The following is a 23,754-nucleotide window of genomic DNA, read 5'->3' as shown; positions in this document are numbered from 1 at the left end:
ACGTGGGAATTCGTGACCGGCTGACCCGACTGCTTGCCGAGGCTCCCGCCGATGCCGAAGCGATCGAGCACGAGGAGACCTGGTGGACCTGGGGTCGGATCCAGACCACCGCGCGCTCGGTCGTGGATGCACTGGAATCCGCCGGTTTGGGCGCGGGATCCCGAGTCGGTGTGGTCCTGGAGAACCGGCCTGAACATGTCGCGGTTGTCGCCGCGCTGATCGCGACCGGTCGATGCGTCGTACTCCTCGCTCCGCTGCAACCGGCGCCGCGGCTGGCCGCCGACATCATCGCCTGTGACCTGCCCGCGGTTGTGTGCGGATCCGTGCTGCTGGCCCGAGATGGCGTACTCGATGCCGCGACGACGGCCGGTTTCGCCCTGGAACTGCGGGACGACGGTTCGGTGCGACGCGTGAGCGGCACGATCCGCGCGTCGGCCGTGACGAATCCGGGGACCGTGGTGGAAATGCTCACCTCGGGGACGACTGGCGCGCCGAAGCGCGTGCATCTGCGGACCGAGCAGTTGGATCAGGCACTGACTTCCGGCGGGCAGACGGCCAGGGACGACCGATTGCTTTCCACCTCCGCGGTACTGGTGAACGCGCCGCTGGTGCATATCGGCGGCCTGTGGCGGGCACTGGCGTGCCTGGCCACCGGTCGGCGGATGATTCTCATGCCCAAGTTCGTCCTGGAACCATGGGTCAGCGCCGTGGAGCGGCATCGGTTGCGTGCCGTGAGTCTGGTGCCCGCGGCATTGCGGGCGGTGCTCGATTCCGGAGTGTCGCGGGCGCGGCTCGCGAGCCTACAGGTCGTCACCTCCGGGACAGCGCCATGCCCGAAAGAGTTGGCGGACTCGTTCTTTCGCACCTACGGCATCCCGGTGCTGATGACATACGGTGCCACCGAATTCGCGGGCGCGGTGGCGGGTTGGACGCTGGCGCTGCACGAACAGTGGTGGGACCTGAAGGCGGGCAGCGCCGGTCGCGCCTTCCCGGGCGTCGAGTTGCGGGTGACCGGCGAGGATGGCGTCGAACTCGGCGGTTGGACGACCGGACGGCTCGAGGTCCGCACCGCGCAGACCGCGGCGGGCGCCGGCGAGTGGGTCCAGACCAGCGATCTGGCGCGGATCGATGTCGACGGCTTCCTCTGGATCGACGGCCGCGCGGACGACGCGATCATCCGCGGTGGCTTCAAGGTCCAGCCGGAGACCGTCAAGCGAGTGCTGGAGACGCATGCGGCGGTGCGCGAGGCCGCGGTGGCCGGACTGCCCGACGCCCGCCTCGGACACGTACCCGTGGCGGCGATCGAAACCGAACCCGGACTCATACCTCCCGACAGCGACGAACTCGTCGAACTCTGCCGCGCTCACCTGCTGCCGTACGAGGTACCGGTGCACGTGGTGGTCCTGGACCAGCTACCACGCACGCCATCGAGCAAGGTGAGCAGGATGGAACTGCTCGACATCGTTCGGGAGCGAAGGAGCCGATCATGACGGCACTGACGATCGGATTCATCGGCGCCGGCCGGATCGGTGCGGCGATGGTGGAGCGATTACTGGCGGCGGGGCACCGGGTCCGGCTGTACGCACGGCGGCCGGAGGTACGGGACCGGCTGGCGGCACTCGGAGCAGAGCCCGTCGATCGGGCCCGGGATATCGCGGCCGCGGATGTCATCGTCAGCTGCCTGTTCGGCGACGAGCAGATATCCACGCTGCTGCCCGAGGTCGTCGGCGCGATGGGGGAGGGCACGGTACTGCTGTCGCACACCACAGGGACGCCGGAGGTGCTGCACGGTCTGGACCGGTTCGCGCCGATCGGACAGGCCGCGCTCGTGGACGCGACATTCAGTGGCACACCGGAGGCGGTGCGTGCGGGTGAGCTGGTGGTCTTCCTCGGTGGCACGCCCGAAAACGTCTCGATCGCGCGACGGGTCGTCGAGTGCTATGCCGGAACGGTCATAGAAACAGGTGGGCGGGGGTCGGCGCTGCGCGTGAAGTTGATCAATAACCTGCTCTTCGCCGCGGTCTCACAGCTCACCCTGCAAGGCCTGACATTGGGCCGCGGGGTGGGCATAGACGAAGACGTAATGCTCGAGGCGCTCGCGGTGAGCAGTGGCGGTACGACGGCTGGACGCTATATCGCCGACCGTGGCGGATCGGAATCCTTCGCCGCCGCGGTCGCACCTTTTCTGCACAAGGACGTCGCCGCCTGCCGAGCCGCATTGACCGATTCCGGCGTAGATTTCTCGGGTCTGCTCGGCGTGGCCTGCGGCGGACCGATCGACATCGGCGATATTGCCCCTAAAGAGGAAACTTAATTTCGATATCACCATTACACAGCGGCTCTCTTTCGCTACACTCGCGCCTGAGGTTCGAGCTCCAAGAAGGAGGCTGGCCAATGGCCTCAGTGGTGAATGACAATGCGGTCGCCACCTCCGAACGACACGAGGCGCCACCGTCCATGGTGGAGCGGATGACACTGATCATGGATTCGTTCGGTGGTCCGCAGATCCGGCTCTCGCTCGAGGATGTTGCCGGACGCACAAATCTGCCGCGCTCGACGACTCATCGCATCCTGGAACAGCTGGTTCGGCTGCGATGGCTCGAGCGCAACGGTCGTGACTACGGCCTCGGTCAACGGGCGCTCGGGTTCGGCGGCCGGGAAGAGGGCCACGGCGCGTTGCGGACCGCGGCGTTCCCACTCCTGCACAACTTGTCGGTGCGCACCGAAATGGTGGTGCACCTGGCTGTTCTGGACGGCGCCGAGGCGTACTACCTGGACAAGTTCGGCGGCAAGGCCGCCGTCCAGGTGCCGTCCGTCGTCGGCGGCCGGGTACCCGCGCACTGCACGGCCGTCGGAAAGAGCATGCTGGCGTGGCTGTCGCCGGAACAGATCGACGATCTGTACCGCGATGTCCTGGTCAAGCGGACCGCGCACAGCATCGGCGATCTCGAGGTCCTGCACCAGGAGTTGATTCGCATTCGTGCGCGTCGCGGCCTGGCTTTCGAGCGCGGCGAATGCTTCCAGCACATCGCCTGTGTGGGTGCGGCCGTCCGCGGTCCCAAGGGGCCGGTCGGCGGGATTTCGCTCGTCGGCGATGTGCGAGCACCGCTCGAGCGGCTGGCGCCGCTGGTCGCCAATACCGCGCACGCGATATCTGAAAAGCTGATGGGCGACACCGCGCGCAAACATTCGGCGCGCTTCGAACCCGTCGTCGTGCGGGATGAACCGCCGATCCCGGCACTCACCGAGACCCTCGGACGAATCGTCGCACTGGGCGAACGCGGTGAGTGGTTCTGAGGTTCGCGCACGTATCCGGACCGCTTTCCGCTGAGCGGAAACAACCACGGGTCCACCGGGTTTCCTGACCAAACTTGCGTTCAGTCGGCCGTCGGCTCGACCGTTGCGCAAGAGAGGTGAGGGCCCATATGAGTCCGCTTCCGGATCCGGTGTCGATGGGTGCCAGGCGCTTCCGCGACGTGCTGGGACATTTTCCGACGAGTGTCGTCGCGATTACCACCACGGCATCCGACGGGCGTCCGCACGGGTTGATCGTCGGTACCTTCACCTCGGTTTCGCTCGAGCCGCCATTGGTGTCTTTTCTGGTGAACCGATCCTCGTCGACGCTGGCAATGATCCAGGAGGCGGGCGGCTTCTGCGCCAACGCGCTCGCGGGCAACCAGGAGCCGACGTCACGCCGATTGTCGGCTCGCGGATCGGACCGTTTCGAGGGCGTGGTCTGGGCACCGTCACCGCTGGGCAATCCGGTGCTGGACGGCATCGTGGCATGGGTCGACTGCAAGCTCGAAAACGTGGTCGAAATCGGTGACCACTATCTGGTCGTCGGCCGGGTCAGCGATCTGAATATCGAGTCGGTGCGAACACCGCTGCTCTTCTTCCGCGGTGGGTACGGCGACTACCTCGCCAGTGCGACGCTGCTGATGGACCGTCTCGTCGGCTGGTGGTGACCGGGTCCGGATTCGGACTCAGACCAACATGTCGTCGACCGGCAATCCGAATGTGCCGCGGCCGTAGAGCGTCAATGCCGTGCCGACATCGTTGGACGCGTGAATGCCCGCGATATGTGCGTCACGCCAGGCCCGCTCGATCGGATTGCGACGGCGCAGCAGCATCCCACCGGTCGCCGCGAAAACCAGATCGATCGACGTCAACGCGCGTTCGGCGCCACACGCCTGATCACGGCGGGCGCGCAACCGCAACTCCAGCGGAATCTCCTGTCGCGCACACACGCACTCGTACAAATCGCGAAGGCTCCGGCTCATCTGCAGGATGGCCGCGTCGATTTCCGCGCTGGCGCGCGCCGCGGCGGTCGGCTGATCCGCGGTGATACTGCCGCCACCGAAACTGAGCCGGTTACTGTCGCGCATCCGGCTCAGAAAGACATCGAGGCAACCCTGTGCCATGCCGACCATGGGTGAGCTGTTCGCGTAGGTGTACATGGTTCCGTATGGCATCCGGTAGAGCGGGCCTGGGTTCGCCTTATGTCCCGGGCTCTCCAGTCGTGCGATGTCGTAGAACCGCGTTACCCGGTGTTCCGGGACGAAAATCCGGTCGACGTACAGATCGTCGCTGCCCGCGCCGCACAGTCCAGCCGCATCCCACACCTTCGAAATCCGATAGTCGACGCAGGGCACCAGCCCGCTGACCATATCCACCGGCTGGCCGTTCTCGGCCACGATGGTGCCGCCCAGCAGCGCCCACGACGAGTGCGCACAACCGCTGGCGAATCGCCACTGGCCCGAGACTTCGTAACCTCCGGCGACCGGAACGAATCTGCCGACCGGCGCATAGGACGAGCAGATCAATGCGTCCGGATCGTCCGACCACACATCACGTTGCGCGCGCTCATCGAAAAGTGCCACATGCCAAGGGGCCAAGCCGAGTACCGACGTCACCCACCCGGTCGAACCGCACGCGGTGGCGACCATGCGCACCGCGTCGTAGAAGTCCAGCGGATCGGCCTCCAGCCCACCCTGGGCTTTCGGGCGCAGCAGTCGGAAGATGCCGGTACCGATCAGATCGGTCATCGTCTCGACCGGTATCTCGCCGGTCTCGTCGACCAGCGCCGCCCGTTCGGCGAGCGTTGGCAACAGTTCGCCGACCGCTGCGGCTACGTCTGCATTCATGCCGGCTCTCTCGTGTCCTCGCCCCCTACGCCATTGGCTCCACGGCGGAGCGTAACAGGCACCGGCACTGCCCGGCCGATCAGCGGGCGGCCCAGCTGATCGCCTTGGTCTGCAGGAATTCGTCTAGGCCGAATTCGCCCCACTCCCTGCCGATTCCGCTCTGCTTGTATCCACCGAACGGCGAGCGCGGGTTGACCCCCGCACTGCCGCCGTTGATCGCTATGCCGCCCGCGCGGACGCGCGTGGCGATCTCATACGCGGCCTTGGTGTCGGCGCTCCAGACAGCACCGGCCAGACCGTATGGGCTGTCGTTCGCGATGCGTACCGCCTCGTCGTCGGTGCGGAACGGAATGACGACGCCCACCGGGCCGAAGAACTCCGTCTGCGCGATCGTCATCGAATTGTCGACATCGACAAACAGGGTCGGTTCCACGAAGTAGCCCTTGTCCAGCCCGGCCGGGCGCCCGCCACCGGCGACGATCCGCGCACCCTCCTCCTCGCCGACACGAATCAGCTTCTCTACCTTTTCCCGCTGCGCCTCGGTGATCAGCGGGCCCATCGTGGTGGATTCCTGTGCCGGATCGCCGACCCGGACACCGGCGAGCGCGACGCGCAGCCGCGCGACCAGTTCGTCGTGGACGGATTCGTGCACGATCGTGCGGGTCAGGATCGAACAGCCCTGGCCCGCGTGCACCGTGATGCCCATCAGTGCGGACCGGACCGCCCCGTCGAGGTCGGCATCGGCGCGGACGATATTGGCGGACTTGCCGCCGAGCTCGAGCACGACCTTCTTGATCGAGCTCGCGGCCTGGGTATAGACCATCCGTCCGACGGTGTCCGATCCGGTGAAGCTGACCAGGTCCACCATGGGATTGGTGGTCAGCTCCCGGCCCGCGTCGATATCGCCGGTCACGATGTTCAGCACACCCGGCGGCAGACCGGCGGCATCGGCGAAGTCACCGATCAGCAGGGATTCCAGCGGGGTGGTCGGCGCGGGCTTCAGCACGGCGGTGCATCCCGCGGCCAGGGCCGGTATCACCTTCATCATGCTGAGGAAGAACGGGAAGTTGTAGGCCGCGATCAGTGCGCAGACCCCGAAGCCCTCGCGCCGGATCTGTCCCTGGGAGATGCCGATGCCCGGCGCGATCGTGGGTTCCATCGGGCGCTCCCACGCGAAGGTCGGCATGACGCGTTCGGCCATATCGCGCAGATGGGCTACCGGCACCCGGGTTTGCAGGGTCTCGGCCAATGAGCGGACCGAACCCGCCTCGGACATATTGACGGCGACGAGCTCGGGCAGGCGACGCTCCATTTCCTCGGCCATGCGCAGCAGTACCGCCGCCCGCTCGGCAGGCTTCATCCGCGGCCATGGCCCCTCGTCGAATGCCTTGCGCGCGGCCGTGATCGCGCAACGCACGTCCGGGATCGAGGCTTGCGGGACGTAGGCGATCGTCTCCTCCGTCGCGGGATTGCGCACACTGATGAGCTCGTCCGATTCGCCGTCGGTGCGGTGCCCGTCGATATAGAGCTGCGTCGAGAACGAGTACGCCGTGGTCATGTTCGGTCTCCTGATTGCCGGATCTGCGTCGGTCTTCTGGGCAGGCTCACCTGCGGCGCTGCCCGCACAGCACGCTTTAAAAGTGTACTGAATAGCTGAACTGGCTGATTCGTTTGTCCGATTGCCGCTGAGTGGAAAGTCCGATTGTGTGACCCGACCCACAGGGAGTGTGCTGTCGCGTACGTCTTCGCCCCACTCCGAGCAGGGCGAACGCGATCACCAACCACAGCCACGGCTCGATTGCTCGGTGCGAGTCGGAAACGAGAGCTCCGTGGCAGCCCCCGAAAGGACTCGTTCGATGAGCCCTGCAATGCAATTCGACGAATCGCCCGATGTCGCACAGTCATGGACGCCGCGGCTGGTGCTTTCCCTGGCCTCGATCGTGCTGACGCTCGAGATACTCACCCTCAGCTACATGATGGTTTCGATGGCGGCCCCGGAAATCTCCATGCATTTCCAGACGACGCAGGGTGCCTGGCTGCTGACAGCATTCCTGCTGGTCGGGGCTGTGACGGGTCCGCTGCTCGGCAAGCTGGCCGATATGTACGGCAAGCGCAAGATCCTGTTGTCCTGCGTCGCTGTCTCGGTGCTCGGCTCGCTGGTCTCCGCGGTCGCGACCAGTTACGCGGTGCTGATCGCCGGGCGAGCGTTGATGGGGGTACTCACGCCGTGTGTCTTCCTGGCCTATTCGCTGATCCGGGATGTGTTCCCGAAGAAGACAGTCGCGCTCGCGGTCAGCGTTACCACCAGTGGTTTGGGACTCATCGCGATACCGGCTCCGTTCATCACCGGCTGGCTGCTCGATGACTACGGTTTCCGCAGCATCTTCTGGTTGTTCGTGATCGGGCTCGCGGTCTTCGGCACCCTGATCTCGCTCACCACCGGCGAATCCACCGTGCGGGTGCGGTCGCGGATCGACTTCGCCGGTGCGCTGCTGCTCGGTTTCGGCATCGCGGGCATACTCGTCGCGGTCAGCTTCGGTCCCAGCTGGGGCTGGACGACCGGTTCGACGCTCGCGTACCTCGTCGGCGGCGGCGTGCTGGTGGCGGCCTGGTTGGTTTCGGCCGGAATCGTGCGCGATCCGCTGCTCGATCTGGATGTGGTGCGCAGGCGGCCGGTCCTGCTGATCTCCATCGGCTCGGGCATGTGTTATGGCTGCAGTGCCCTCATCACGATTCTGCTGCCGATGATGGTGATGACTCCCGCCGCCATCGGACTGGGCTACGGATTCGGTGTCAGCGCAAAGGGATTCGCGGTCTTCCAGGCGCCTATCGGCGGCATGGTCGTGGTCGGCGGAGTGGTGGTCGGCGTTCTGGTCGGCCGCAATGTTCGGCCGCGGTTGCTGATGATCGTCGGCCTGCTGCTGTTCGCGCTCGCTTTCGTGCTCATCGCGGTCAAGCATGACGACAAGGCGCTGCTGCTCGTGTTCGCTGGTATGGCGGGCACCGGTATGGGGCTGGGCTACGCATCGGTTCCGAATCTCTTGATCGAAGCGGTTCCGCCGCAGTTGCAAGCCAGTACGGCGAGTGTCGCGGGCGCCGCGCAGAGTGTCATCGCGGCGGTCTTGCCGGTGCTCGCGTTCACGGTGCTGAACAACTCCTATATGGCACCGATCCCGCTCGAAATGACTCATGGCGCCGTGCTTTACACGGAAAAGGGATTCCAGGTCGCATTCCTGATCGGCGCGGTGGCCTGCGCCATCGGCGCGCTGCTCGCCGTGCTGCTGCCCCGTAAGATCGAACAACTTCCGGCGCCTGTCGCGCAGGATGCCGAGGCTCCGGTACTGGCGCACTGATCGAGCCGAGGGCGGCCGCGTGCGAACGCGGCCGCCCTCTCTCAGGATGTGGCGCCGATCAGGGCGAGGCTGGAATGGGCATATGCCGCACGACGTTTGGGACTCACCAGATACGACGGCGGGGCGAAGTAGCCGACATCGCGGGGCAGTGCGTCGGCGCGGCGCGCGAGGGCCGCACGGGCGTCGGCGGTGGTCCCGCACAGCGCGATCTCGGCGAGCATTTCGTCGGTGACCGCCTTGACCATGCCGTCGGTATCGCCCGCCCGGAATGCCGAGCGCAGTTGTGCCACAGGGCTTTCCCAGCCGTGATGGGTGACGTAGGGGTCGTAGGTCTTGACGGTGAGGTAGAAGGCGATCATCCGCTTGGCGTCGGCGATGGCGCGTTCGGGTGCGTTGTCATCGATCGCGGTGATGATCCAACCGTGTTCGAGTGGGCTCCGACCACTATCGGCCGCGCCGCGGTCGACCGCAGGGCGCACGACGTCGCTCCACCAGGTGCGGGTGAACAGGCCGTGGCCGATCACACCGTCGCCGACTCGGCCCGCGGTGGCAGCCATCCGGCTGTTGAATCCGGCGAGCAGCACCGGGATATCGAGGCGGCCGAGCACCGGAGCCCGGACATCGGCGTCGATCGAGTAGAACTCCCCGGAGTACTGGATCTTTTCGCCGTTTTCCGCATGCAGCCAGGCGCGCACCACATCGATGGTCTCGGCGATCCGGTCCACGGGACGATCGGCGGGGACGCCGAACCAGTCGCGGTTGATCCGGAATGCGGCGGTGCCGAGGCCGAGGAACAATCGGCCGGGCGCCTGGCGGTGCAGTTGACGCAGGGCGGTGGCGTGCGCGTACGGGGTACGCGCGAAGGCGTAGGCGATGGCCGGGCCGACCAGTGCGCGTTCGGTATTGGCGACGATCTCGGCCACGGTCAGGTAGGCGTCGTGGTCGACGAAGTCCCCGGTGCAGAAGGCCTGCACACCGGCCTGCTCGGCCTCCCTCCCGACGTCGCGGCCGGGCCACGGCATGCCGAACTTCATCGAATTCTCCTCTTGGACTTTGTGATCGGTGATGGAAGCGCGTCAGCGCAGCGTCCATTTGCTGCGCGGCACCGCGGCGCGGTCTACTTCGGCCTTGCCGATGGGGTTTCCGATCTGGGTGTAGGACAGGCCGGTGCGCAGTGCCTGGGTGCGGCCGGTGTCGAGCGACTCCCAGATCGCCCGGACCGTGCCCTGGATGGCAGCGGGTGGTTTGGCGGCGATGATGCGGGCGATCTCGTCGGCGCGATCCCAGAGTTGATCGCGCGGCAGTATCTCGCTGACCAGGCCGATCTGCATGGCGCGCTCGGGGGACAGGCGCTCGTCCAGGCCGAGCAGCGCGATGCGCAATGTCTCACCCAGCGGAATGCGGCGCGCGAGCCCGATCGGCTCCAGCGCCGCGGTCAGTCCGTAGCTGACATGCGGGTCGAAGAAGCTCGCGTCCTGCGCGCAGATGATGATGTCGGCCTCGTTGAGCCAATAGAACGCGCCACCGGCCGCCATCCCGTGCACCGCGCAGACCAGTGGTTTCCACACCTGGTTGAGCTTGGGCGACAACTTCTCGCCGGGATCGGTCTGCGACCAGACATTGGTGTGCCGGTCGATGCCCTGTTTGACGTCCATACCGGTGCAGAATGCGCGGTCGCCCGCGCCGCGCAGCACGACGACACGGATATCGTCATCGAACTTCACTCGCTGCCAGATGCGATCGAAGTCCTCGAGCATCTCCTGATTGAAGCTGTTCATCGCTTCCGGTCGGTTCAGGGTGATCGTCGCGACGTGCTCGGTCACGTCGAACAGGACGGTTTTCAGCTCCATCCGGAAACTCCGATGTTCGTGGGTCGGCCTGAATGCGGCGCAGCAGCCGGATTAGAGTGTAACAAATTGTTCTACCAGCGACATTGGAGTGCGTGCTGGTCGCCGTCCGAATCGAACCGCTTAATATGTGGTAGACAAGCAATAGCAGCGCGCTGTCCGGCACCTCGGGCTGGCCTCGGACTGCTGCGGGTTCTAGATAAGTCGTATACTCTTCTCTGGTCTCGGTCGTCCGGATGTGCTCGTGACGGCGGCGGTCGGGGCGAGATGCACGACGAGATCCACGGAGGAAGTTGCGATGAAGCCACGCGTGGGGCAGACGCTCGCCAGCACGGTCGACACGACGACGGTCATTGTCGTCCGCGCTCCGCAGGTCGACCTCGAGATCACCTGTGGCGGTGCGGCGATGGTCGATCCGAAGGGCCCCGACGGCGTCCCGGTGGGCACCGCCGATCCCGCACAACTCGGCGGTTCGCAGCTCGGCAAGCGCTACGCTGACGAGGAAATCGGTGTGGAACTGCTCTGCACGAAAGCGGGTCAGGGCACGCTGGCGGCGAACGGCGTCGCGCTGCCGCTCAAGAACGCCAAGCCGCTGCCGGCCTCGGACTGAAAGCGCATCGATGAACGTAGCGATGCTGTTGGATATGGCCGCCGACGGCTTCGGCGACCGAATCGTGGTCGGGCGGACCGACGATGGACTGACTCCGGTTCGGCTGCGTGAACTGGCCGCCGGTGCTGCGCGGGTAGTTCGTGCGGCCGGTGCCGACGCGATCGTCTACCTCGCTGTCAACGGTCCGGCCTTCCCGGTGGCGCTGTTCGCGGCGGCCCAGGCGGGTGTGCCGTTGGTGCCGGTGAACTACCGCCTCGGTGCGGAGCAACTGGACGCGTTGTTGGCGAATCACCCACGCGCACTTGGTATCGCAGATCCTGAGCAGGCCGAGGCATTGCGTCGGGCGGGGTTGTCGGTGCGGAGTCCCGAAGAGTGGATTGCTGCCGCGGCGGATGCCGGTGGCGACGATGACGAGGTTCCGGCGGCTCCGGAAACACCGGCGGTATTGATCTATACCAGCGGCACGACATCCGCGCCGAAGGGTGTGGTGCTGCGGCACCACAACTTGGTGTCGTATGTGCTCGGGACGGTGGAATTCGCGGGCGCGGACGCCGACGAGGCCGCGCTGATGAGCGTGCCGCCGTACCACATCGCGGCCGTGTCGAATGTTTTGACGAACCTGTATGCCGGGCGTCGGGTGCTCACCCTCGAACAGTTCAGCCCCCAGCAGTGGCTCGAACTCGTGCGTGAGCAGCGGATAACGAATGCGATGGTCGTGCCGACCATGCTCGCCCGGATCATGGACGGTGACGGGCTGGACCGCGCGGTGCCGTCGTTGCGTGGGCTCGCTTACGGCGGCGCCAAGATGCCGGTACGGGTGATCGAGACCGCGCTGCGCGAGTGGCCCCATGTCGATTTCGTCAATGCCTATGGGCTGACGGAGACCTCGTCCACGATCTCGGTGCTCGGGCCCGAGGAGCATCGCGCGGCCGTCGCCAGTGACGATCCCGCGGTGCGTGCCCGCATCGGTTCGGCCGGTCGGCCGGTGCCCGGTATCGAACTCGAGGTTCGCACCGAATCCGGCGGTGTCGCCGCGTCCGGGCAGCCCGGCCAGATCTGGGTGCGCGGCGAGCAGGTCTCGGGTGAATACGCCGGGCACGGTGCCTCGGTCGATGAACGCGGTTACTTCAACACCCGCGACCACGGCCGCCTCGATGCCGACGGCTATCTCTACATCGAGGGCCGGGTCGACGACACCATCATCCGCGGCGCGGAGAATATCGCGCCCGCCGAGATCGAGGACGTCCTGCTGCGGCATCCCGACGTGCTCGACGCGGTGGTCGTCGGTGTGGCCGACGAGGAGTGGGGTCAGCGGATCGAGGCCGTCGTCGTGCCGCGCAGCGGAGTGCACGTCGATGCCGAGCAACTGCGCGCGCAGGTGCGAAAGACATTGCGCGGCTCCAAGACTCCCGATCACATCACGTACTGGCCGGAACTGCCGCGCACTGCGACCGGCAAGTTGGTGCGCCGAGATATCGTCGCGGCGCTGACGGCCGATCGTCAGCCGACCGCAGGGTGAGTATCAGCCAACCGGGACCGGTATCGCACGACGCCACGGTCGAGGGGGCCGTCGCATGGGTGCGGTTCGACCGGCCGGACGCACGCAACACTCTCGCCGAGATGCGCATCCGCTCGTAGGGCACCTGCAATCTGATCGCCGCCGCGCCGACCGCAGTCGCGAAACACCTTCTCGCTCAGAGCCTTGTGCGGAGGCGCAGCAACGACATCGTGAGCCTTTCGCTGAAACGTGAGCCGGCACATATGGTCCGCCGATCGTACCGACGAAAGGATAAGGGTGAGTATGAGCATTGTCGCGAATAGTTCGGCGTTGATGCGGGACCTAACCGCGCGTAGCGCGACCGCGGTCCGTAGCTGGGCGCCCGGCGCCACGGTTGTCGGTATCGAACCACTCACGGGCGGGACATCGAGCCTGACCTACTTGGCCGAATTAACGGGTGCGCCAACTGGATACGAACGTGTCGTGCTGAAGGTGGCGCCGCCCGGTTTGGCACCGGTTCGCAACCGAGATGTGCTGCGCCAGGCGCGGATCATGGAAGCACTGGCGGATCGACCAGGGGTGCGGGTGCCGAAGGTTCTGTTCCACGACGGGGGCGCACCGCCGACGGTCCCACCGTTCGTCGCCATGGACCGGGTGCCTGGTACCTGCGTCGAGCCGGTGCTCGTGCCGCGCGGCACGCTGCCCGCGAACCAGGTGCGGGCTCGTGCCTTGGACGCGGCCAGAATGCTCGCCGATCTGCATCGGGTGAACCCAGGGCACACCGCGCTCGCGACTGAGCCGGTGGTCACTCTCGGCGCTGAGATCGACCGCTGGACAAGGGCTTTCATCACTGTGACGGACGATCTGCGCACCGGATACGAAGCGGTCGCGGACCGCCTGCGCGCCACCGTGCCCGCCGCCATGACACCGGTCTTCACCCATGGTGATTACCGACTCGGCAACACACTGTGCGAGGCCGACCACATCACCTCGATCATCGACTGGGAAATCTGGTCCCTCGGCGACCCCAGGATCGACGTGAGCTGGTTGACCTTCTTCACCGACGAGGCCGCACATCCGGCGTCGGTATCCGATGAGCCGACCGGCATGCCGGGCAAGGCCGAACTGGTCGACGCCTACCAGGAGGCGCGCGGCGCCGCCCTGCGGGACCTGCCGTGGTTCGAGGCGCTCACCAAATACAAGGAGTCCGCCGCGACCGCCTTGCTGATCAAACGCGGCCGCAAGTCCGGCCAGTGGAACGACATGCACCAACGCATGCTGCCCGCCCTCCCGCTGCTGCTGGACGAGGCGATGGAACTGCTGGGCCGATACCGCCGATCTAGACGGGGTGATACGGATCGGGCGCGCCGATAGCGCGAACGCGGTGAGGCGCACCCCCGGAACGTCGAAGTCGGTCGCCGCGTTCACAATGCGGGTCGAGGGCCTCGAAATATCCTCGGCAACTGCGTATTCCGTGGCTTTCGCTACTGCGGCCGCCAGCGCCGCCGTCGCTCCGATCCTGTCGGCCATCCTGGTGGGCGTGCGACTTAGGCAGCGAAGACCGCTGTCGGTGCGGTGGATCCGTCGGTTACTTTCGGGCGTGCCGGTACTCCCGGCTGAACAATTCGCGCAGCGGGGTTTTGCGCAGGTCGCCCTGGTGGGTCCGGAGGTTGGTCCAGGCCGCCGTCTCGGCGAGATTCATCCGCTGATCGTGGACCTGTCGAGGAGGGCGAGTATCTCGTCGGTGGTGCCGGTTTCCGCGATCTTGGGAAACACCTTGCGCAGCACGTAGTCGTGATCTTCCTGATCCAGATCGGTCACCGCGTCGGTGGCGATCGTGACGTTGAAGCCGTACTCGTGTGCGCCACGCGCGGTCGATTCGACACCCATACTGGTGGCGATACCGGTAACCACGACCTGGGTGACGTCGTGCTCGCGCAGCCACGCCGCGAGCACGGGATCGTGGAACGCGCCCCAGACCCGTTTGATCACGGTGTGGTCACCCGGCCGCGGCCCCAACTCGGACAGCAGCGCGACGGCCTCGGCCGCCGAATTCGCGGCCGCCGAGCTGGACTGTCCGCCCGCCGCGCGAGCACGGCTCGCCTCGGTGCGGCCGGGCGCGACGCCGGCCGCCGTCACGATCACGACCGGCAGGTTGCGTTTCCGGAACGCGTCGGCCAGCCGGATCGACTGCTCGACAATCGACTTCGCGGAGCGCACGGTCGGCAGCGCTACCACCGCATCCTGGAGGTCGACGACGACCAGCGCGGTGTGCGCATCTATTTCGGTTAATGGCATGTGATCACCTTTCGGTCCGAGAGCAACGTTATTCTCTACCGGAAATATTAATTCCGTTGTCCGGCAGTCGGATCAGCCCTCAGTACAGCCCGCCGTCCACCCGGATCAGTGCGTCGGTGGTGTAGCTGGAGGCGTCGCTGGCGAGGTAAAGCGCGGTGCTGATGATCTCCTCCGGCTTACCCGGCCTGCCGAGCGCACTGCGGGTGGTGTGTCGTTTCTCCGCCGCCCAGGCCTTGGAGATATCGGTGAGGAACGGGCCCGCCGAGATGGTGTTGACCCGCACCTTCGGGCCGTACTCCTGGGCAAAGACAGTGGTCAGCACATTCAGGGCGGCCTTGGCTCCGGCGTAAGGGCCGAAGCGCGGTTGCGGCAGCAACGCGCCCGAGGAGGAGATATTGATGATCGAGCCGCCGTCGCCGTCGGCCATCCGCCGCCCGATCAGCGATGCGAGCCGGAACGGGCCCTTGAAATTGACCCCGATCACCTTGTCGAACAGCTCTTCACTGGTCTCCTCCGAGGACGGCGCCAGCGGCGACATACCGGCATTGTTGACCAGGATGTCGACCTTGCCGAACTCCTCGTACGCCGCGTCGGTGAGTCGGCCGAGATCGTCCCAGTGACCGACATGCGCCGCGAACGGCAGCGCGCGCCGCCCCAGCGCCCGGACCTCCTTGGCGGCCACCTCGCAGGCCTCGAGTTTGCGGCTGGTGATCACCACATCCGCGCCCGCGGTGGCGAAGGCGCGCACCATTTCCAGGCCGAGGCCGCGGCTGCCGCCGGTGACCAGCGCGACCTTGCCGGACAGGTCGAACAGCCCCGCCGTCATGCGTTCACCCCACCGCTCAGGCTGTCGTCATTAATGATGTGCGCGTAGCGCTTTCGCGCATCCTCGAGCTTCGGCGGAATGTGCTCGCTGGGGAACAGCCCCTCGGCGGGCCGGTACTTCTTCAGCATCTGCTTGGCGACAGTGGTGCGGTGCACCTCGGTCGGACCATCGGCGAGGGCGAGATTCGGGGCGGCCATCCACCACTTCGCCAGCGGCAGCTCGTTGGTGGTGCCGAGCGATCCGTGCAGATGCAGTGCGCGCTGGATGATGTCGTGCAGCACCTTGGCCATCGCCACCTTGCACATCGCGATCTGTGTGCGGGCGGCGCCGTGCGGCTGCGTGTCGATGATCCAGGCGGTGTTCAGCACCAGCAATCGGTACTGCTGCAGTTCGATCCAGGAGTCCGCGATGAACTGCTGAACGGCCTGCTTATCGGCGAGCAGGGTGCCCTGGGTGCGGCGCGACAGCGCTCGCTCGCACATCATGTCGAAGGCGCGGGTGCATTTGCCTACCGTGCGCATCGCGTGGTGGACGCGACCGCCACCGAGGCGGGCCTGGGCGACCTTGAAGCCCTCGCCGGGTGCGCCGAGCATGGCGTCGAGTGGAACGCGGACCTGGTGGTAGCGGATGTAGCCGTGGATGCCCTCATCGAGGGCGTCGCGTTCATCCATGGTTCCGACATTGCGCTTGATCTCGATGCCGGGCGTCTCGGCGGGCACGATCAGCATCGACATGCGGGCGTGTGGCGGCGCATCCGGATCGGTGACGGCCATGACGATGAGGAATGCCGCGTACCTGGCATTGGAGGAGAACCACTTCTCGCCGTCGATCACCCATTCATCCCCGTCACGCCAGGCGCGACACACGAACTCCTTCGGGTCGGCGCCCGCCTGCGGTTCGGTCATCGAGAAGGTGGAGACGATCTCGCCGTCGAGCAGCGGCTGTAGGTAGCGGGTCTTCTGCTCCTCGGTACCGAACATGGCCAGGATCTCCGCATTACCGGTGTCCGGTGCGGCGGTGCCGAAAACCGTTGGCGCCCAATAGGATCGGCCGAGGATCTCGTTGAGGTAGGCGAGTTTGACCTGACCGTAGCCCGGCCCACCGAGTTCGGGGCCGAGGTGACAGGCCCACAGGCCCTGCGCCCGGACCTGCTCCTGCAGCGGCCGCAGGATCGCACGGGCCTTTTCATTACCGGTGTCGTACGGGTCGCCGCCGTGCGGGAACAGCAGGTCGAGCGGCTCGACCTCCTTGCGCACGAACTCCGCGGCCCAGTCCAGCTTGGCCTGGAACTCGGGTTCGATCGTGAAATCCAGCATCGGGTCCTCCGAAAGGGATCAGTGGGTCAGGTAGGTGCGGGCGGCCATGAGCAACGGCCGGATGCCGTGGCGCATCCGTTCCACCCGCTCGGTGACCTGCCCGCGGCGTACGGCGTTCTTGACCAGCAGCGCGGATGCGGCGGCCTGTTTGTAGCGGACCAAGGCGTCGAACCAGCCGAGGTCCGCGACCGGTGTGCCGCGCGCCGTCTCGTACGCGGCGAGCAGTTCGTCGGGTTCGAGCGTCGGTGCCGCGGGCGCGACGGCCGTGGGATGGGCGGGATCGGACATCAGTCGCAGCCACGCCAGGTCCAGGCGCGGATCGCCGACCGACCAGATTTCCCAATCGATCACAGCCCGGATTTCGGTCCCGACGCACTGCATATTGCCCAGCCGCCAGTCACCGTGCAGGAGTGCGGGCGGCAGCGGCTTCGGAACTGCCGTGGTGAGCAGTGTCCGGCACTCGACTTCGTCGAGCTCGGCATCTGGTTCGAGCACACAGGTGGCGAAGGCCCGCTGCCACCGCTCGACCTCGGTGTCGAGGGCGACCGCCGGTTCGTCGATGCCCAATTCGGCGGGGCCGACCGTATGCAGTGCCGCCAGCATGCTGGCCGCCGCCGCCGCCCGCGCACGCACCTCGTTCGGAGCGGGGCGACGTTCGAGCTCGAGATGGCGCGGTTCGTAACCCTCACCGTCCGCGAAGGACATGACGAACAGCGGCGGAACTTGCGGCGGTGCGCCGACATCGGAACCGAGCACCCGCGGCACGGCCACGGCGGGCACCGCGGCGAGGGCGGTGAGTGCGCGGGCTTGGCGCAGCACATCCCGGTTCCGGACCGGCTCGAGACCCGGCGGAGCGACCTTGACCACGACGCGAACTCGCTCATCGGTCACGGCCGAGTAGGTGAGGCTGGAAGTGCCACCGGTCAGCTGGGTCAGCTCGTGCAGTGGACGGCCGATCGCCGCGGCCGCACGGAGCGCGATATCGGCGGGATCGGCAATGCCGATCCGCGGTCCTACGACCTGTGACCCCTCGGCCATTCCAACTCCGTTCGACAGAACGCCATACCACCGTGCAAGAAAACGATTCTGGTGAATCGATGTTCGAACAGTACACTCTTTTATATGACGAGTCCACACGTCGGGGACGACCCCGTCGATGGCGAATCCCTGGTGGCCCGGGCGGTGCGGCGGCGAACGGGGGATCGCTACGCGATCGCACGGGATGAAGTGCGCCGCCTGCTCGACGCGGGCATGGAGCTGATGCGCGACGATCCGGACGGAAATCCGCGAATCGTCGAGATCGTCCGCCGGGCAAGGGTTTCCAATGACGCCTTCTATCGGGCATTCCGGAGCAAGGACGATCTCATGGCCGCGATCGCCGACGACGGAGCCCGGCGGTTGCTCGGTCATATCCGTCGCCGATGTGCTCGCTATACCGACCCCGTCGATCAGGTCAGGGCCTGTATACAGGTGGTTTTCAAGCAGGCGGCCGACCGGGAGGTGGCCGCGACGACACGGGCGGTGCTGCGCAATACGTCCCGCGACGGGCGATCGGCCTTCGGTGGTGTCGAGCTGCGTCGCCGGATCGCCGAACTGCTCGCGGTGCCGTTGGCGGCGGGCGGGAGCCCGGATCCGGACCGTGACGCCATGGTCGCCGCATGTGCGATCTTCGCCGTGATGGAGCAGTTCCTGTGGACCGAGCGGGTGCCGACGGCCCTGGATGTGGAGCATCTCGTGGCCTGGATCGTGCCATTGAAGCCCAGGGCGGCCGATGCGGTCTGAGGCCGCACAACCTTGTGGTGTCGGTTGAATAGCGGATACTCTTCTTGAATTACCGACGCTAAGAGGAGCTGGTTCGATGCACAAACCGATGCAGGGCGTGCGCGTACTCGAGGTCGCGCAGTTCACCTTCGTCCCGGCGGCGGGTGCGGTGCTCGCGGACTGGGGCGCCGACGTGATCAAGATCGAGCACGCGGAACGGGGCGATGCCCAGCGCGGACTGGTCAGGGTGCTCGGCTACGAGGCGAACAGCGCCGGATCGTCGTTCTTCCCGATCATGGAGGGCCCGAACCGGGGCAAACGCAGTGTCGGTCTCGCACTGGAGAAACCGTCCGCACGCCGGGTGCTAGAGGAGTTGATCCGCAGCAGCGATGTATTCCTGACGAATTTCCTGCCGCAGGCGCGAGCCAAATTGCGGATCGACCTCGAGGACGTGCGCGCGATCAACCCGGACATCATCTACGTGCGAGGCAGCGGCTTCGGTGTGCGCGGCGAGGAGGCGACCAAGGGCGGCTACGACAGCACGGCATTCTGGGCGCGCGGCGGCAGCGCCGCCGGGGTGACCCCGCCCGACGCCGACCGTATGACGCGGATGCCCGCGGGCGCCTACGGCGATTCGATCGGCGGCATGACCATTGCCGGTGGTATCGCGGCCGCCCTTTACTCGCGGAAGATGACGGGGGAACCGTCGGTCGTTGACGTCTCACTGCTCGGCGTCGGCGCCTGGGCGACGCAGTTCACGGTCAATCTCGCATTGATGAATGGTGGTCCGCTGCCGGTGAATACGCCGCCGCGGCACGGTTCGGCCACGAACCCGCTCATCGGGGCGTACCGCACTTCAGATCAGCGGTGGCTCGAATTGTCGATGCTGCAACCCGGCCGCTACTGGCCCGAGTTCTGCAGGCTGGCCGGTCGCGCGGAATTGGCCGCCGATGAACGCTTCGACAGCACCGAGAAGCTGATGGCCAATGCGGCGCGGGCCGCCGAGCTCGTCGCCGAGATCATCGCGGCGCGTCCCTTCGACGAGTGGGTCGAGATCCTCGGCAGTGGGGAGGGGCAATGGGCGGCGGTGCAGAACGCGTGGGAGGTCGGTCGGGATCCGTCGCTGCGTGCCAACGATTTGATCGTCCCGGTGGTCGATGCCGACGGCGTCGACCGTGAACTGGTCGCCAACCCGGTCCAGTTCGACGAAACGCCGGTAACCCTCACGCGGGCACCGCAATTCGCCGAACATACCGACGAAATCCTGCTCGGGCTCGGTCTCAGCGAGGAGGAGCTGATCGCGCTGAAGATCGACGGCGCGGTCACCTGACCGGGAGACATGCCGAAGGGAATGTGTCCTCGTCGGAAGCTGAATGTCCATCCCATGGGATAGCGCCTCGACTGGCGCTGGCAGTCAAATAGGCTGCTAATTGCGAGTTGTTTCAGCGCACGACGAGGAAGAATTCGTCAACAGAAGGCAAAAGAGGTTACGAAATAAGGGCTGGCCGATATATTGGACCAGCACGACGAGTCGAGGCATGCCGGGTCGCGGCATGCGCGTGACGTACTACGAGGCCGCGATGCGGCATGGGTGCGGCCGTAACGCCCACCGGCCCGCGGGGACGCGAATACAGCAGCCCGGTGCGGCCGCCTTCCAGAGAGGATCAGCGATGAGCACTGCGCTCGAGCCCGAGGGCACCTACGACGGTGTCCCCGCGTATCACTTCGACAACCGGCTCGGCGGTCCGGTCCTGAGTCATCAGCGGCGATGGGATGAAATCGCCCGCACCCATTCCGGATTCCGCAGCACCATCGCGCGCGGGTACTGGGTCGTCACGGAAGGTCGGGCGGTGCAGGAGGCGCTGCAGGACTGGCGCACCTTCTCGAACACCTCGGTGACCGCACTCGAGCCGAATCCCAGGTTCCTCTGGATTCCGGAGATGCTGGATCCGCCCGTGCACACGAAATGGCGGCGACTGCTCGGCAACGACTTTTCCCCGAAGACCATCGCCGCCCGTGAGGCGGAGATCCGGCAGGTCGCGATCGAGCTGATCGATCAGCTGAAGGACGGCGGCAGTGCCGATGTCCTCGACGAATTCGCCCGCCGGTTCCCGACCATTATCTTCATGCGGCTGGTCGGCCTGCCCGAGGCGGATCTGCCCATCTTCCTGGACTGGGTGCACGACATGCTGCACCTGACCTACGACGAGGATCCAGAAGGGTCCCGACAACTTGCCGCGATGCGGGCCGTTTCGGATTACTTCGACGAGCAGATCGCACTGCGGCGCGAGGCCCCGCGTGACGATCTGCTCTCGCGGGCAATGAATTACCAGATCGATGGCGAGCCGATCAGCGATGCGGATATGCACGCGTTCTGCATTCTGCTGTTCCAGGCGGGCTTCGATACGGTCCCGATCTCCATCGGCTGGGCCCTCTATCACTTCGCCACCCATCCCGAGCAGCGCGAGGCGATCATCGCCGACCCGTCGCTGATCGCGACGAGCGTAGAGGAGATCCTGCGCGTCTACTCGTTCGTGGTGCCCGCCCGGAAAGCGATGCGCGACACCGAGATCGGTGGCTGCCCGGTCAAGGCAGGCGAGATGGTGATGCTGCCGCTGGCGGTCACCAATCGCGATCCCGAGCGGTTCGAGAATCCGCTGGAGGTGGATCTGCATCGCACCGCGACCAATCACATCGCATTCGGATCCGGTCCGCACCGTTGCCTGGGTTCGCATCTGGCGCGCCTGGAGCTGAATGTGGCGGTCGAGGAGTGGCACAAGCGGATTCCGGAATATCGGATCGTGCCCGGACAGGAGCTGTCGCAGCACGGCAACATGTACGGCATCCAGTCACTGCGCTTGGAGTGGTGATCGCCGTGACGGATTCCCCTGTGACACAAATACTCCGCGCCGCGGATCTCTATCACACCGGGATAGTGGTGCCGGATATCGAGGAATGGAAAGTGCGGATGACCGAGCTCGCGGGCTACCGGTGGACCGCGACGCAAACCGCCGAAGTGCCGGTCCGGCTGGCCGACGGCGAGCGGGTGATGCAGCTGAGCTTCACCTATTCGCTCGACGCTCCGCACATCGAACTGGTGCAGGAGATTCCCGGGACACCGTGGACGGCGGCGCCGCCGCACGTCGCGACGCACCATCTCGGCTACTTCTGCGACGACGTCGCGACCACATCGAAGCGGCTCGAGGCGGCGGGATTCGCCTTGGAGGCCTGCGCGGTGGTCGACGGCGAGCCGTCGATCTTCGCCTACCACCTGGCGCCTTCTGGTGTGCGGCTCGAGATCGTCGACCGGTCGCGGATGCCGGACTTCGATGTCTATCTGCGCTCGAAGTTGCCGCGGTGATGGCCTTTTCGTTCACGGCGGAGCAGGAAGAACTCCGCGCTACCGTGCGCCGTTTCCTGGCGGACAAATCCCCGAGTGCGGCGGTGCGGCACTGGATGGAAACCGAACCGGGCCACGATCTCGCGCTGTGGAAGCAGATGGCCGAGCAACTCGGCCTGCACGGCCTGGCATTGCCGGAGGAGTACGGCGGATCGGGCGGCGGTCCGGTCGAATTGGGCATCGTGCTCGAGGAGATGGGGCGGGCGCTGCTACCCTCGCCATATTTCTCGACGGTCGCACTAGCGGGCCAGGCGCTTTCCACCTGCGATGACGAGTCGGCCAAGGCGCGCTGGCTGCCCGCAGTCGCCGACGGCTCGCTGACCGCGACACTGGCGCTGGCCGAGGAGAGCGGCTCGTGGCGGCTGGCGGATGTCACCACCATGGCGACGCGGGCGGGGGAGGCCTGGACGCTGTCCGGCACCAAAATGTTCGTCGTCGACGGCGACAAAGCCGATCTGCTGCTCGTCGTGGCGGGCGGTGAGGCCGGACTCGGACTGTTCGCCGTGGACGCAACCGCGGCCGGGGTCACCAGAACCCGGTTGGAGACGCTGGATCCGACCCGCCGACTGGCCAAGATCGACCTGAACAACGCTGTGGCGCAACGGATCAGCCCGCCCACGGATGCCCCGGCGTATCTGCGCCGCGTTCTCGACCTCGCGGTCGTCGCGCTGGCCGCCGAGCAGGTCGGTGTGGCGCAGGCATGTCTGGACGCCGCGGTCGAATACGCCAAGATCCGGGTTCAGTTCGACCGGCCGATCGGCTCGTTCCAGGCCATCAAGCACAAGTGTGCGGACATGCTGCTCGAGGTCGAGGCGGCACGCTCGGCCGCCTACCATGCCGCCACTGTGGCGGCCGCCGGTTCGACCGAGCTGTCGACGGCCGCGGCATTGGCGGCGGCGTACTGCTCGCAGATCGGTACCCATGCCGCCAAGGAGAACATCCAGATCCACGGTGGCATCGGATACACCTGGGAGCATGACGCGCACCTGTATCTGAAGCGCGCGAAGTCCTCCGAGCAGCTGTTCGGCGGCCCGGCTTCGCATCGGGCGCGGCTGGCCGACCTCGTCGGAATCTAGCGGCCGGGCCGGGAGATGTCGATGGCGCTGGCCCGGCCCGTAATCCGCACGCGGCCATGGCTTTCCGACGACTGCGTGCGGACGTCGCCATGATCCTGTCAGGCGCAGCATCACGCCTGGAATGCAACGGCGGGTTGGCGGGCCAGGCCCCATACACGCGGACGTGGCAGTGGCAGTACGGTGCCGCCGAGATCCATGGTCTTCGTTCAGAACGGTTTCCTGACACCGCGCGTGGACCGACTGCGGCAGCGGCCGGGCCAGGAGATGTCGACGGCGCTGGCTCGGCCCCGAATCCGCACTCTGCCAAGGCTTTCCGGCGACTCGCGTGCGGAGGTCTCGGTGGTCCTGTCAGGCGCAGCATCACGCCTGGAATGCAGCGTCGGGGTGGCGGGCCAGGCCGCGTACACGCGGACATGGCGGCACCGTGTCGCCGAGATCCATGGTCTTGGTTCAGAACGGTTTCCTGACACCGCGTGGACCGACTGTGGCAGCGGCCAGGCCCGCGGGCGTCACCCGGTCGGCCGCGCGTAACCGACGGTCGCTGTCTCCCCAGTTCGAGCTGCTGGCGCCGACCGCGCTGGGGTATCGGGTGGAGCGGCGGTGTCGCGGTGTAGCCGCTGCAAGT

21 protein-coding genes are annotated in these 23,754 nt (G+C 66.4%); 13 read left to right on the top strand and 8 right to left on the bottom strand.

Annotated features, from left to right (window positions below; translation table 11 throughout):
• Positions 1-2: 2 nt before the first annotated feature.
• From ACIBJI_RS08815 to ACIBJI_RS08800, 4 genes are all read left to right on the top strand, one after another.
• Positions 3-1,490, top strand: a complete 1,488-nt coding sequence (locus tag ACIBJI_RS08815; RefSeq protein WP_396958158.1) for a class I adenylate-forming enzyme family protein — start codon at positions 3-5, stop codon at positions 1,488-1,490.
• On the top strand, positions 1,487-2,314 hold the full coding sequence (locus tag ACIBJI_RS08810; protein WP_396958159.1) for an NAD(P)-dependent oxidoreductase: 828 nt from the start codon (positions 1,487-1,489) through the stop codon (positions 2,312-2,314). Before ACIBJI_RS08815 ends, ACIBJI_RS08810 begins: the two co-directional genes overlap by 4 nt.
• 80 nt (positions 2,315-2,394) lie before the next feature.
• On the top strand, positions 2,395-3,297 hold the full coding sequence (locus tag ACIBJI_RS08805; RefSeq protein ID WP_364342553.1) for an IclR family transcriptional regulator: 903 nt from the start codon (positions 2,395-2,397) through the stop codon (positions 3,295-3,297).
• 128 nt (positions 3,298-3,425) lie between these two features.
• On the top strand, positions 3,426-3,965 hold the full coding sequence (locus tag ACIBJI_RS08800; protein ID WP_364342550.1) for a flavin reductase family protein: 540 nt from the start codon (positions 3,426-3,428) through the stop codon (positions 3,963-3,965).
• Positions 3,966-3,983: 18 nt separating this feature from the next.
• On the opposite strand, the gene hsaA is transcribed toward ACIBJI_RS08800, so the two are convergent.
• Both hsaA and ACIBJI_RS08790 read right to left on the bottom strand, forming a co-directional pair.
• Positions 3,984-5,144, bottom strand: a complete 1,161-nt coding sequence (hsaA, locus tag ACIBJI_RS08795; RefSeq protein WP_397083563.1) for a 3-hydroxy-9,10-secoandrosta-1,3,5(10)-triene-9,17-dione monooxygenase oxygenase subunit — start codon at positions 5,142-5,144, stop codon at positions 3,984-3,986.
• A gap of 79 nt (positions 5,145-5,223) precedes the next feature.
• Positions 5,224-6,702, bottom strand: coding sequence for an aldehyde dehydrogenase family protein (locus ACIBJI_RS08790; protein ID WP_397083561.1), 1,479 nt, complete (start codon positions 6,700-6,702; stop codon positions 5,224-5,226).
• A gap of 298 nt (positions 6,703-7,000) precedes the next feature.
• On the opposite strand from ACIBJI_RS08790, the gene ACIBJI_RS08785 reads away from it, so the two are divergent.
• A complete protein-coding gene (locus ACIBJI_RS08785) occupies positions 7,001-8,497 on the top strand; it encodes an MFS transporter (RefSeq protein WP_364342544.1) in 1,497 nt (498 codons plus the stop codon).
• A 41-nt stretch (positions 8,498-8,538) separates the two neighbouring features.
• Here the strand turns inward: ACIBJI_RS08785 and ACIBJI_RS08780 are convergent, their stop codons facing one another.
• A complete protein-coding gene (locus ACIBJI_RS08780) occupies positions 8,539-9,531 on the bottom strand; it encodes an LLM class flavin-dependent oxidoreductase (protein WP_396958161.1) in 993 nt (330 codons plus the stop codon).
• 42 nt (positions 9,532-9,573) lie between these two features.
• Positions 9,574-10,347: an enoyl-CoA hydratase/isomerase family protein gene (locus ACIBJI_RS08775; protein WP_364342537.1), complete on the bottom strand. Its 774-nt coding sequence runs from the start codon at positions 10,345-10,347 to the stop codon at positions 9,574-9,576.
• A gap of 295 nt (positions 10,348-10,642) precedes the next feature.
• Here ACIBJI_RS08775 and ACIBJI_RS08770 point away from each other — a divergent pair, with 295 nt between their 5' ends.
• The 3 genes from ACIBJI_RS08770 to ACIBJI_RS08760 all read left to right on the top strand — a co-directional run bounded on the left by ACIBJI_RS08770 (position 10,643) and on the right by ACIBJI_RS08760 (position 13,826).
• Positions 10,643-10,954: a hypothetical protein gene (locus tag ACIBJI_RS08770; RefSeq protein ID WP_364342534.1), complete on the top strand. Its 312-nt coding sequence runs from the start codon at positions 10,643-10,645 to the stop codon at positions 10,952-10,954.
• Between the two features lie 10 nt (positions 10,955-10,964).
• Entirely contained in the window at positions 10,965-12,473 is a 1,509-nt protein-coding gene (locus ACIBJI_RS08765) for a class I adenylate-forming enzyme family protein (RefSeq protein ID WP_397083558.1), read from the top strand.
• 282 nt (positions 12,474-12,755) lie between these two features.
• Positions 12,756-13,826 carry a phosphotransferase family protein gene (locus tag ACIBJI_RS08760; protein WP_397083556.1) on the top strand — a complete coding sequence of 357 codons (1,071 nt, stop codon included), beginning with the start codon at positions 12,756-12,758 and terminating at the stop codon, positions 13,824-13,826.
• Positions 13,827-14,150: 324 nt separating this feature from the next.
• Here the strand turns inward: ACIBJI_RS08760 and ACIBJI_RS08755 are convergent, their stop codons facing one another.
• The 4 genes from ACIBJI_RS08755 to ACIBJI_RS08740 form a co-directional block, all read right to left on the bottom strand.
• A complete protein-coding gene (locus ACIBJI_RS08755; RefSeq protein WP_364342525.1) occupies positions 14,151-14,750 on the bottom strand; it encodes a cysteine hydrolase in 600 nt (199 codons plus the stop codon).
• Between the two features lie 79 nt (positions 14,751-14,829).
• Positions 14,830-15,576: a glucose 1-dehydrogenase gene (locus ACIBJI_RS08750; RefSeq protein ID WP_364342522.1), complete on the bottom strand. Its 747-nt coding sequence runs from the start codon at positions 15,574-15,576 to the stop codon at positions 14,830-14,832.
• Positions 15,573-16,892 carry an acyl-CoA dehydrogenase family protein gene (locus ACIBJI_RS08745; protein WP_364342519.1) on the bottom strand — a complete coding sequence of 440 codons (1,320 nt, stop codon included), beginning with the start codon at positions 16,890-16,892 and terminating at the stop codon, positions 15,573-15,575. Before ACIBJI_RS08745 ends, ACIBJI_RS08750 begins: the two co-directional genes overlap by 4 nt.
• 18 nt (positions 16,893-16,910) lie before the next feature.
• On the bottom strand, positions 16,911-17,930 hold the full coding sequence (locus ACIBJI_RS08740; RefSeq protein ID WP_364342516.1) for a phosphotransferase family protein: 1,020 nt from the start codon (positions 17,928-17,930) through the stop codon (positions 16,911-16,913).
• An 84-nt stretch (positions 17,931-18,014) separates the two neighbouring features.
• Between ACIBJI_RS08740 and ACIBJI_RS08735 the strand changes: the two genes are divergently transcribed.
• From ACIBJI_RS08735 to ACIBJI_RS08715, 5 genes are all read left to right on the top strand, one after another.
• Positions 18,015-18,674, top strand: coding sequence for a TetR/AcrR family transcriptional regulator (locus ACIBJI_RS08735; protein ID WP_397083553.1), 660 nt, complete (start codon positions 18,015-18,017; stop codon positions 18,672-18,674).
• 76 nt (positions 18,675-18,750) lie between these two features.
• On the top strand, positions 18,751-19,983 hold the full coding sequence (locus ACIBJI_RS08730) for a CaiB/BaiF CoA transferase family protein (RefSeq protein WP_396958165.1): 1,233 nt from the start codon (positions 18,751-18,753) through the stop codon (positions 19,981-19,983).
• Positions 19,984-20,323: 340 nt separating this feature from the next.
• Positions 20,324-21,523, top strand: a complete 1,200-nt coding sequence (locus ACIBJI_RS08725; RefSeq protein WP_364342507.1) for a cytochrome P450 — start codon at positions 20,324-20,326, stop codon at positions 21,521-21,523.
• 20 nt (positions 21,524-21,543) lie between these two features.
• Entirely contained in the window at positions 21,544-22,014 is a 471-nt protein-coding gene (locus tag ACIBJI_RS08720) for a VOC family protein (protein ID WP_364342504.1), read from the top strand.
• Positions 22,014-23,129 (top strand): acyl-CoA dehydrogenase family protein, encoded by a 1,116-nt coding sequence (locus ACIBJI_RS08715; protein WP_396958167.1) that lies wholly within the window; start codon positions 22,014-22,016, stop codon positions 23,127-23,129. The genes ACIBJI_RS08720 and ACIBJI_RS08715 overlap by 1 nt, the downstream gene beginning before the upstream one ends.
• The last annotated feature ends 625 nt before the right edge of the window (positions 23,130-23,754 follow it).

This window comes from Nocardia sp. NPDC050408, assembly GCF_044458905.1.
Lineage (GTDB): Bacteria > Actinomycetota > Actinomycetes > Mycobacteriales > Mycobacteriaceae > Nocardia.
Note: the sequence above shows the minus strand (reverse complement) of the source record. Positions and strands in the feature narration are given on the sequence as shown.

Excerpts from the sequence above, each read along its gene's own strand:
- ACIBJI_RS08810 (WP_396958159.1), top strand. The coding sequence starts at position 1,487 with ATGACGGCACTGACGATCGGATTCATCGGCGCCGGCCGGATCGGTGCG.
- ACIBJI_RS08805 (WP_364342553.1), top strand. The coding sequence starts at position 2,395 with ATGGCCTCAGTGGTGAATGACAATGCGGTCGCCACCTCCGAACGACAC.
- ACIBJI_RS08800 (WP_364342550.1), top strand. The coding sequence starts at position 3,426 with ATGAGTCCGCTTCCGGATCCGGTGTCGATGGGTGCCAGGCGCTTCCGC.
- hsaA (WP_397083563.1), bottom strand. The coding sequence starts at position 5,144 with ATGAATGCAGACGTAGCCGCAGCGGTCGGCGAACTGTTGCCAACGCTC.
- ACIBJI_RS08790 (WP_397083561.1), bottom strand. The coding sequence starts at position 6,702 with ATGACCACGGCGTACTCGTTCTCGACGCAGCTCTATATCGACGGGCAC.
- ACIBJI_RS08785 (WP_364342544.1), top strand. The coding sequence starts at position 7,001 with ATGAGCCCTGCAATGCAATTCGACGAATCGCCCGATGTCGCACAGTCA.
- ACIBJI_RS08780 (WP_396958161.1), bottom strand. The coding sequence starts at position 9,531 with ATGAAGTTCGGCATGCCGTGGCCCGGCCGCGACGTCGGGAGGGAGGCC.
- ACIBJI_RS08775 (WP_364342537.1), bottom strand. The coding sequence starts at position 10,347 with ATGGAGCTGAAAACCGTCCTGTTCGACGTGACCGAGCACGTCGCGACG.
- ACIBJI_RS08770 (WP_364342534.1), top strand. The coding sequence starts at position 10,643 with ATGAAGCCACGCGTGGGGCAGACGCTCGCCAGCACGGTCGACACGACG.
- ACIBJI_RS08765 (WP_397083558.1), top strand. The coding sequence starts at position 10,965 with ATGAACGTAGCGATGCTGTTGGATATGGCCGCCGACGGCTTCGGCGAC.
- ACIBJI_RS08760 (WP_397083556.1), top strand. The coding sequence starts at position 12,756 with ATGAGCATTGTCGCGAATAGTTCGGCGTTGATGCGGGACCTAACCGCG.
- ACIBJI_RS08755 (WP_364342525.1), bottom strand. The coding sequence starts at position 14,750 with ATGCCATTAACCGAAATAGATGCGCACACCGCGCTGGTCGTCGTCGAC.
- ACIBJI_RS08750 (WP_364342522.1), bottom strand. The coding sequence starts at position 15,576 with ATGACGGCGGGGCTGTTCGACCTGTCCGGCAAGGTCGCGCTGGTCACC.
- ACIBJI_RS08745 (WP_364342519.1), bottom strand. The coding sequence starts at position 16,892 with ATGCTGGATTTCACGATCGAACCCGAGTTCCAGGCCAAGCTGGACTGG.
- ACIBJI_RS08740 (WP_364342516.1), bottom strand. The coding sequence starts at position 17,930 with ATGGCCGAGGGGTCACAGGTCGTAGGACCGCGGATCGGCATTGCCGAT.
- ACIBJI_RS08735 (WP_397083553.1), top strand. The coding sequence starts at position 18,015 with ATGACGAGTCCACACGTCGGGGACGACCCCGTCGATGGCGAATCCCTG.
- ACIBJI_RS08730 (WP_396958165.1), top strand. The coding sequence starts at position 18,751 with ATGCACAAACCGATGCAGGGCGTGCGCGTACTCGAGGTCGCGCAGTTC.
- ACIBJI_RS08725 (WP_364342507.1), top strand. The coding sequence starts at position 20,324 with ATGAGCACTGCGCTCGAGCCCGAGGGCACCTACGACGGTGTCCCCGCG.
- ACIBJI_RS08715 (WP_396958167.1), top strand. The coding sequence starts at position 22,014 with ATGGCCTTTTCGTTCACGGCGGAGCAGGAAGAACTCCGCGCTACCGTG.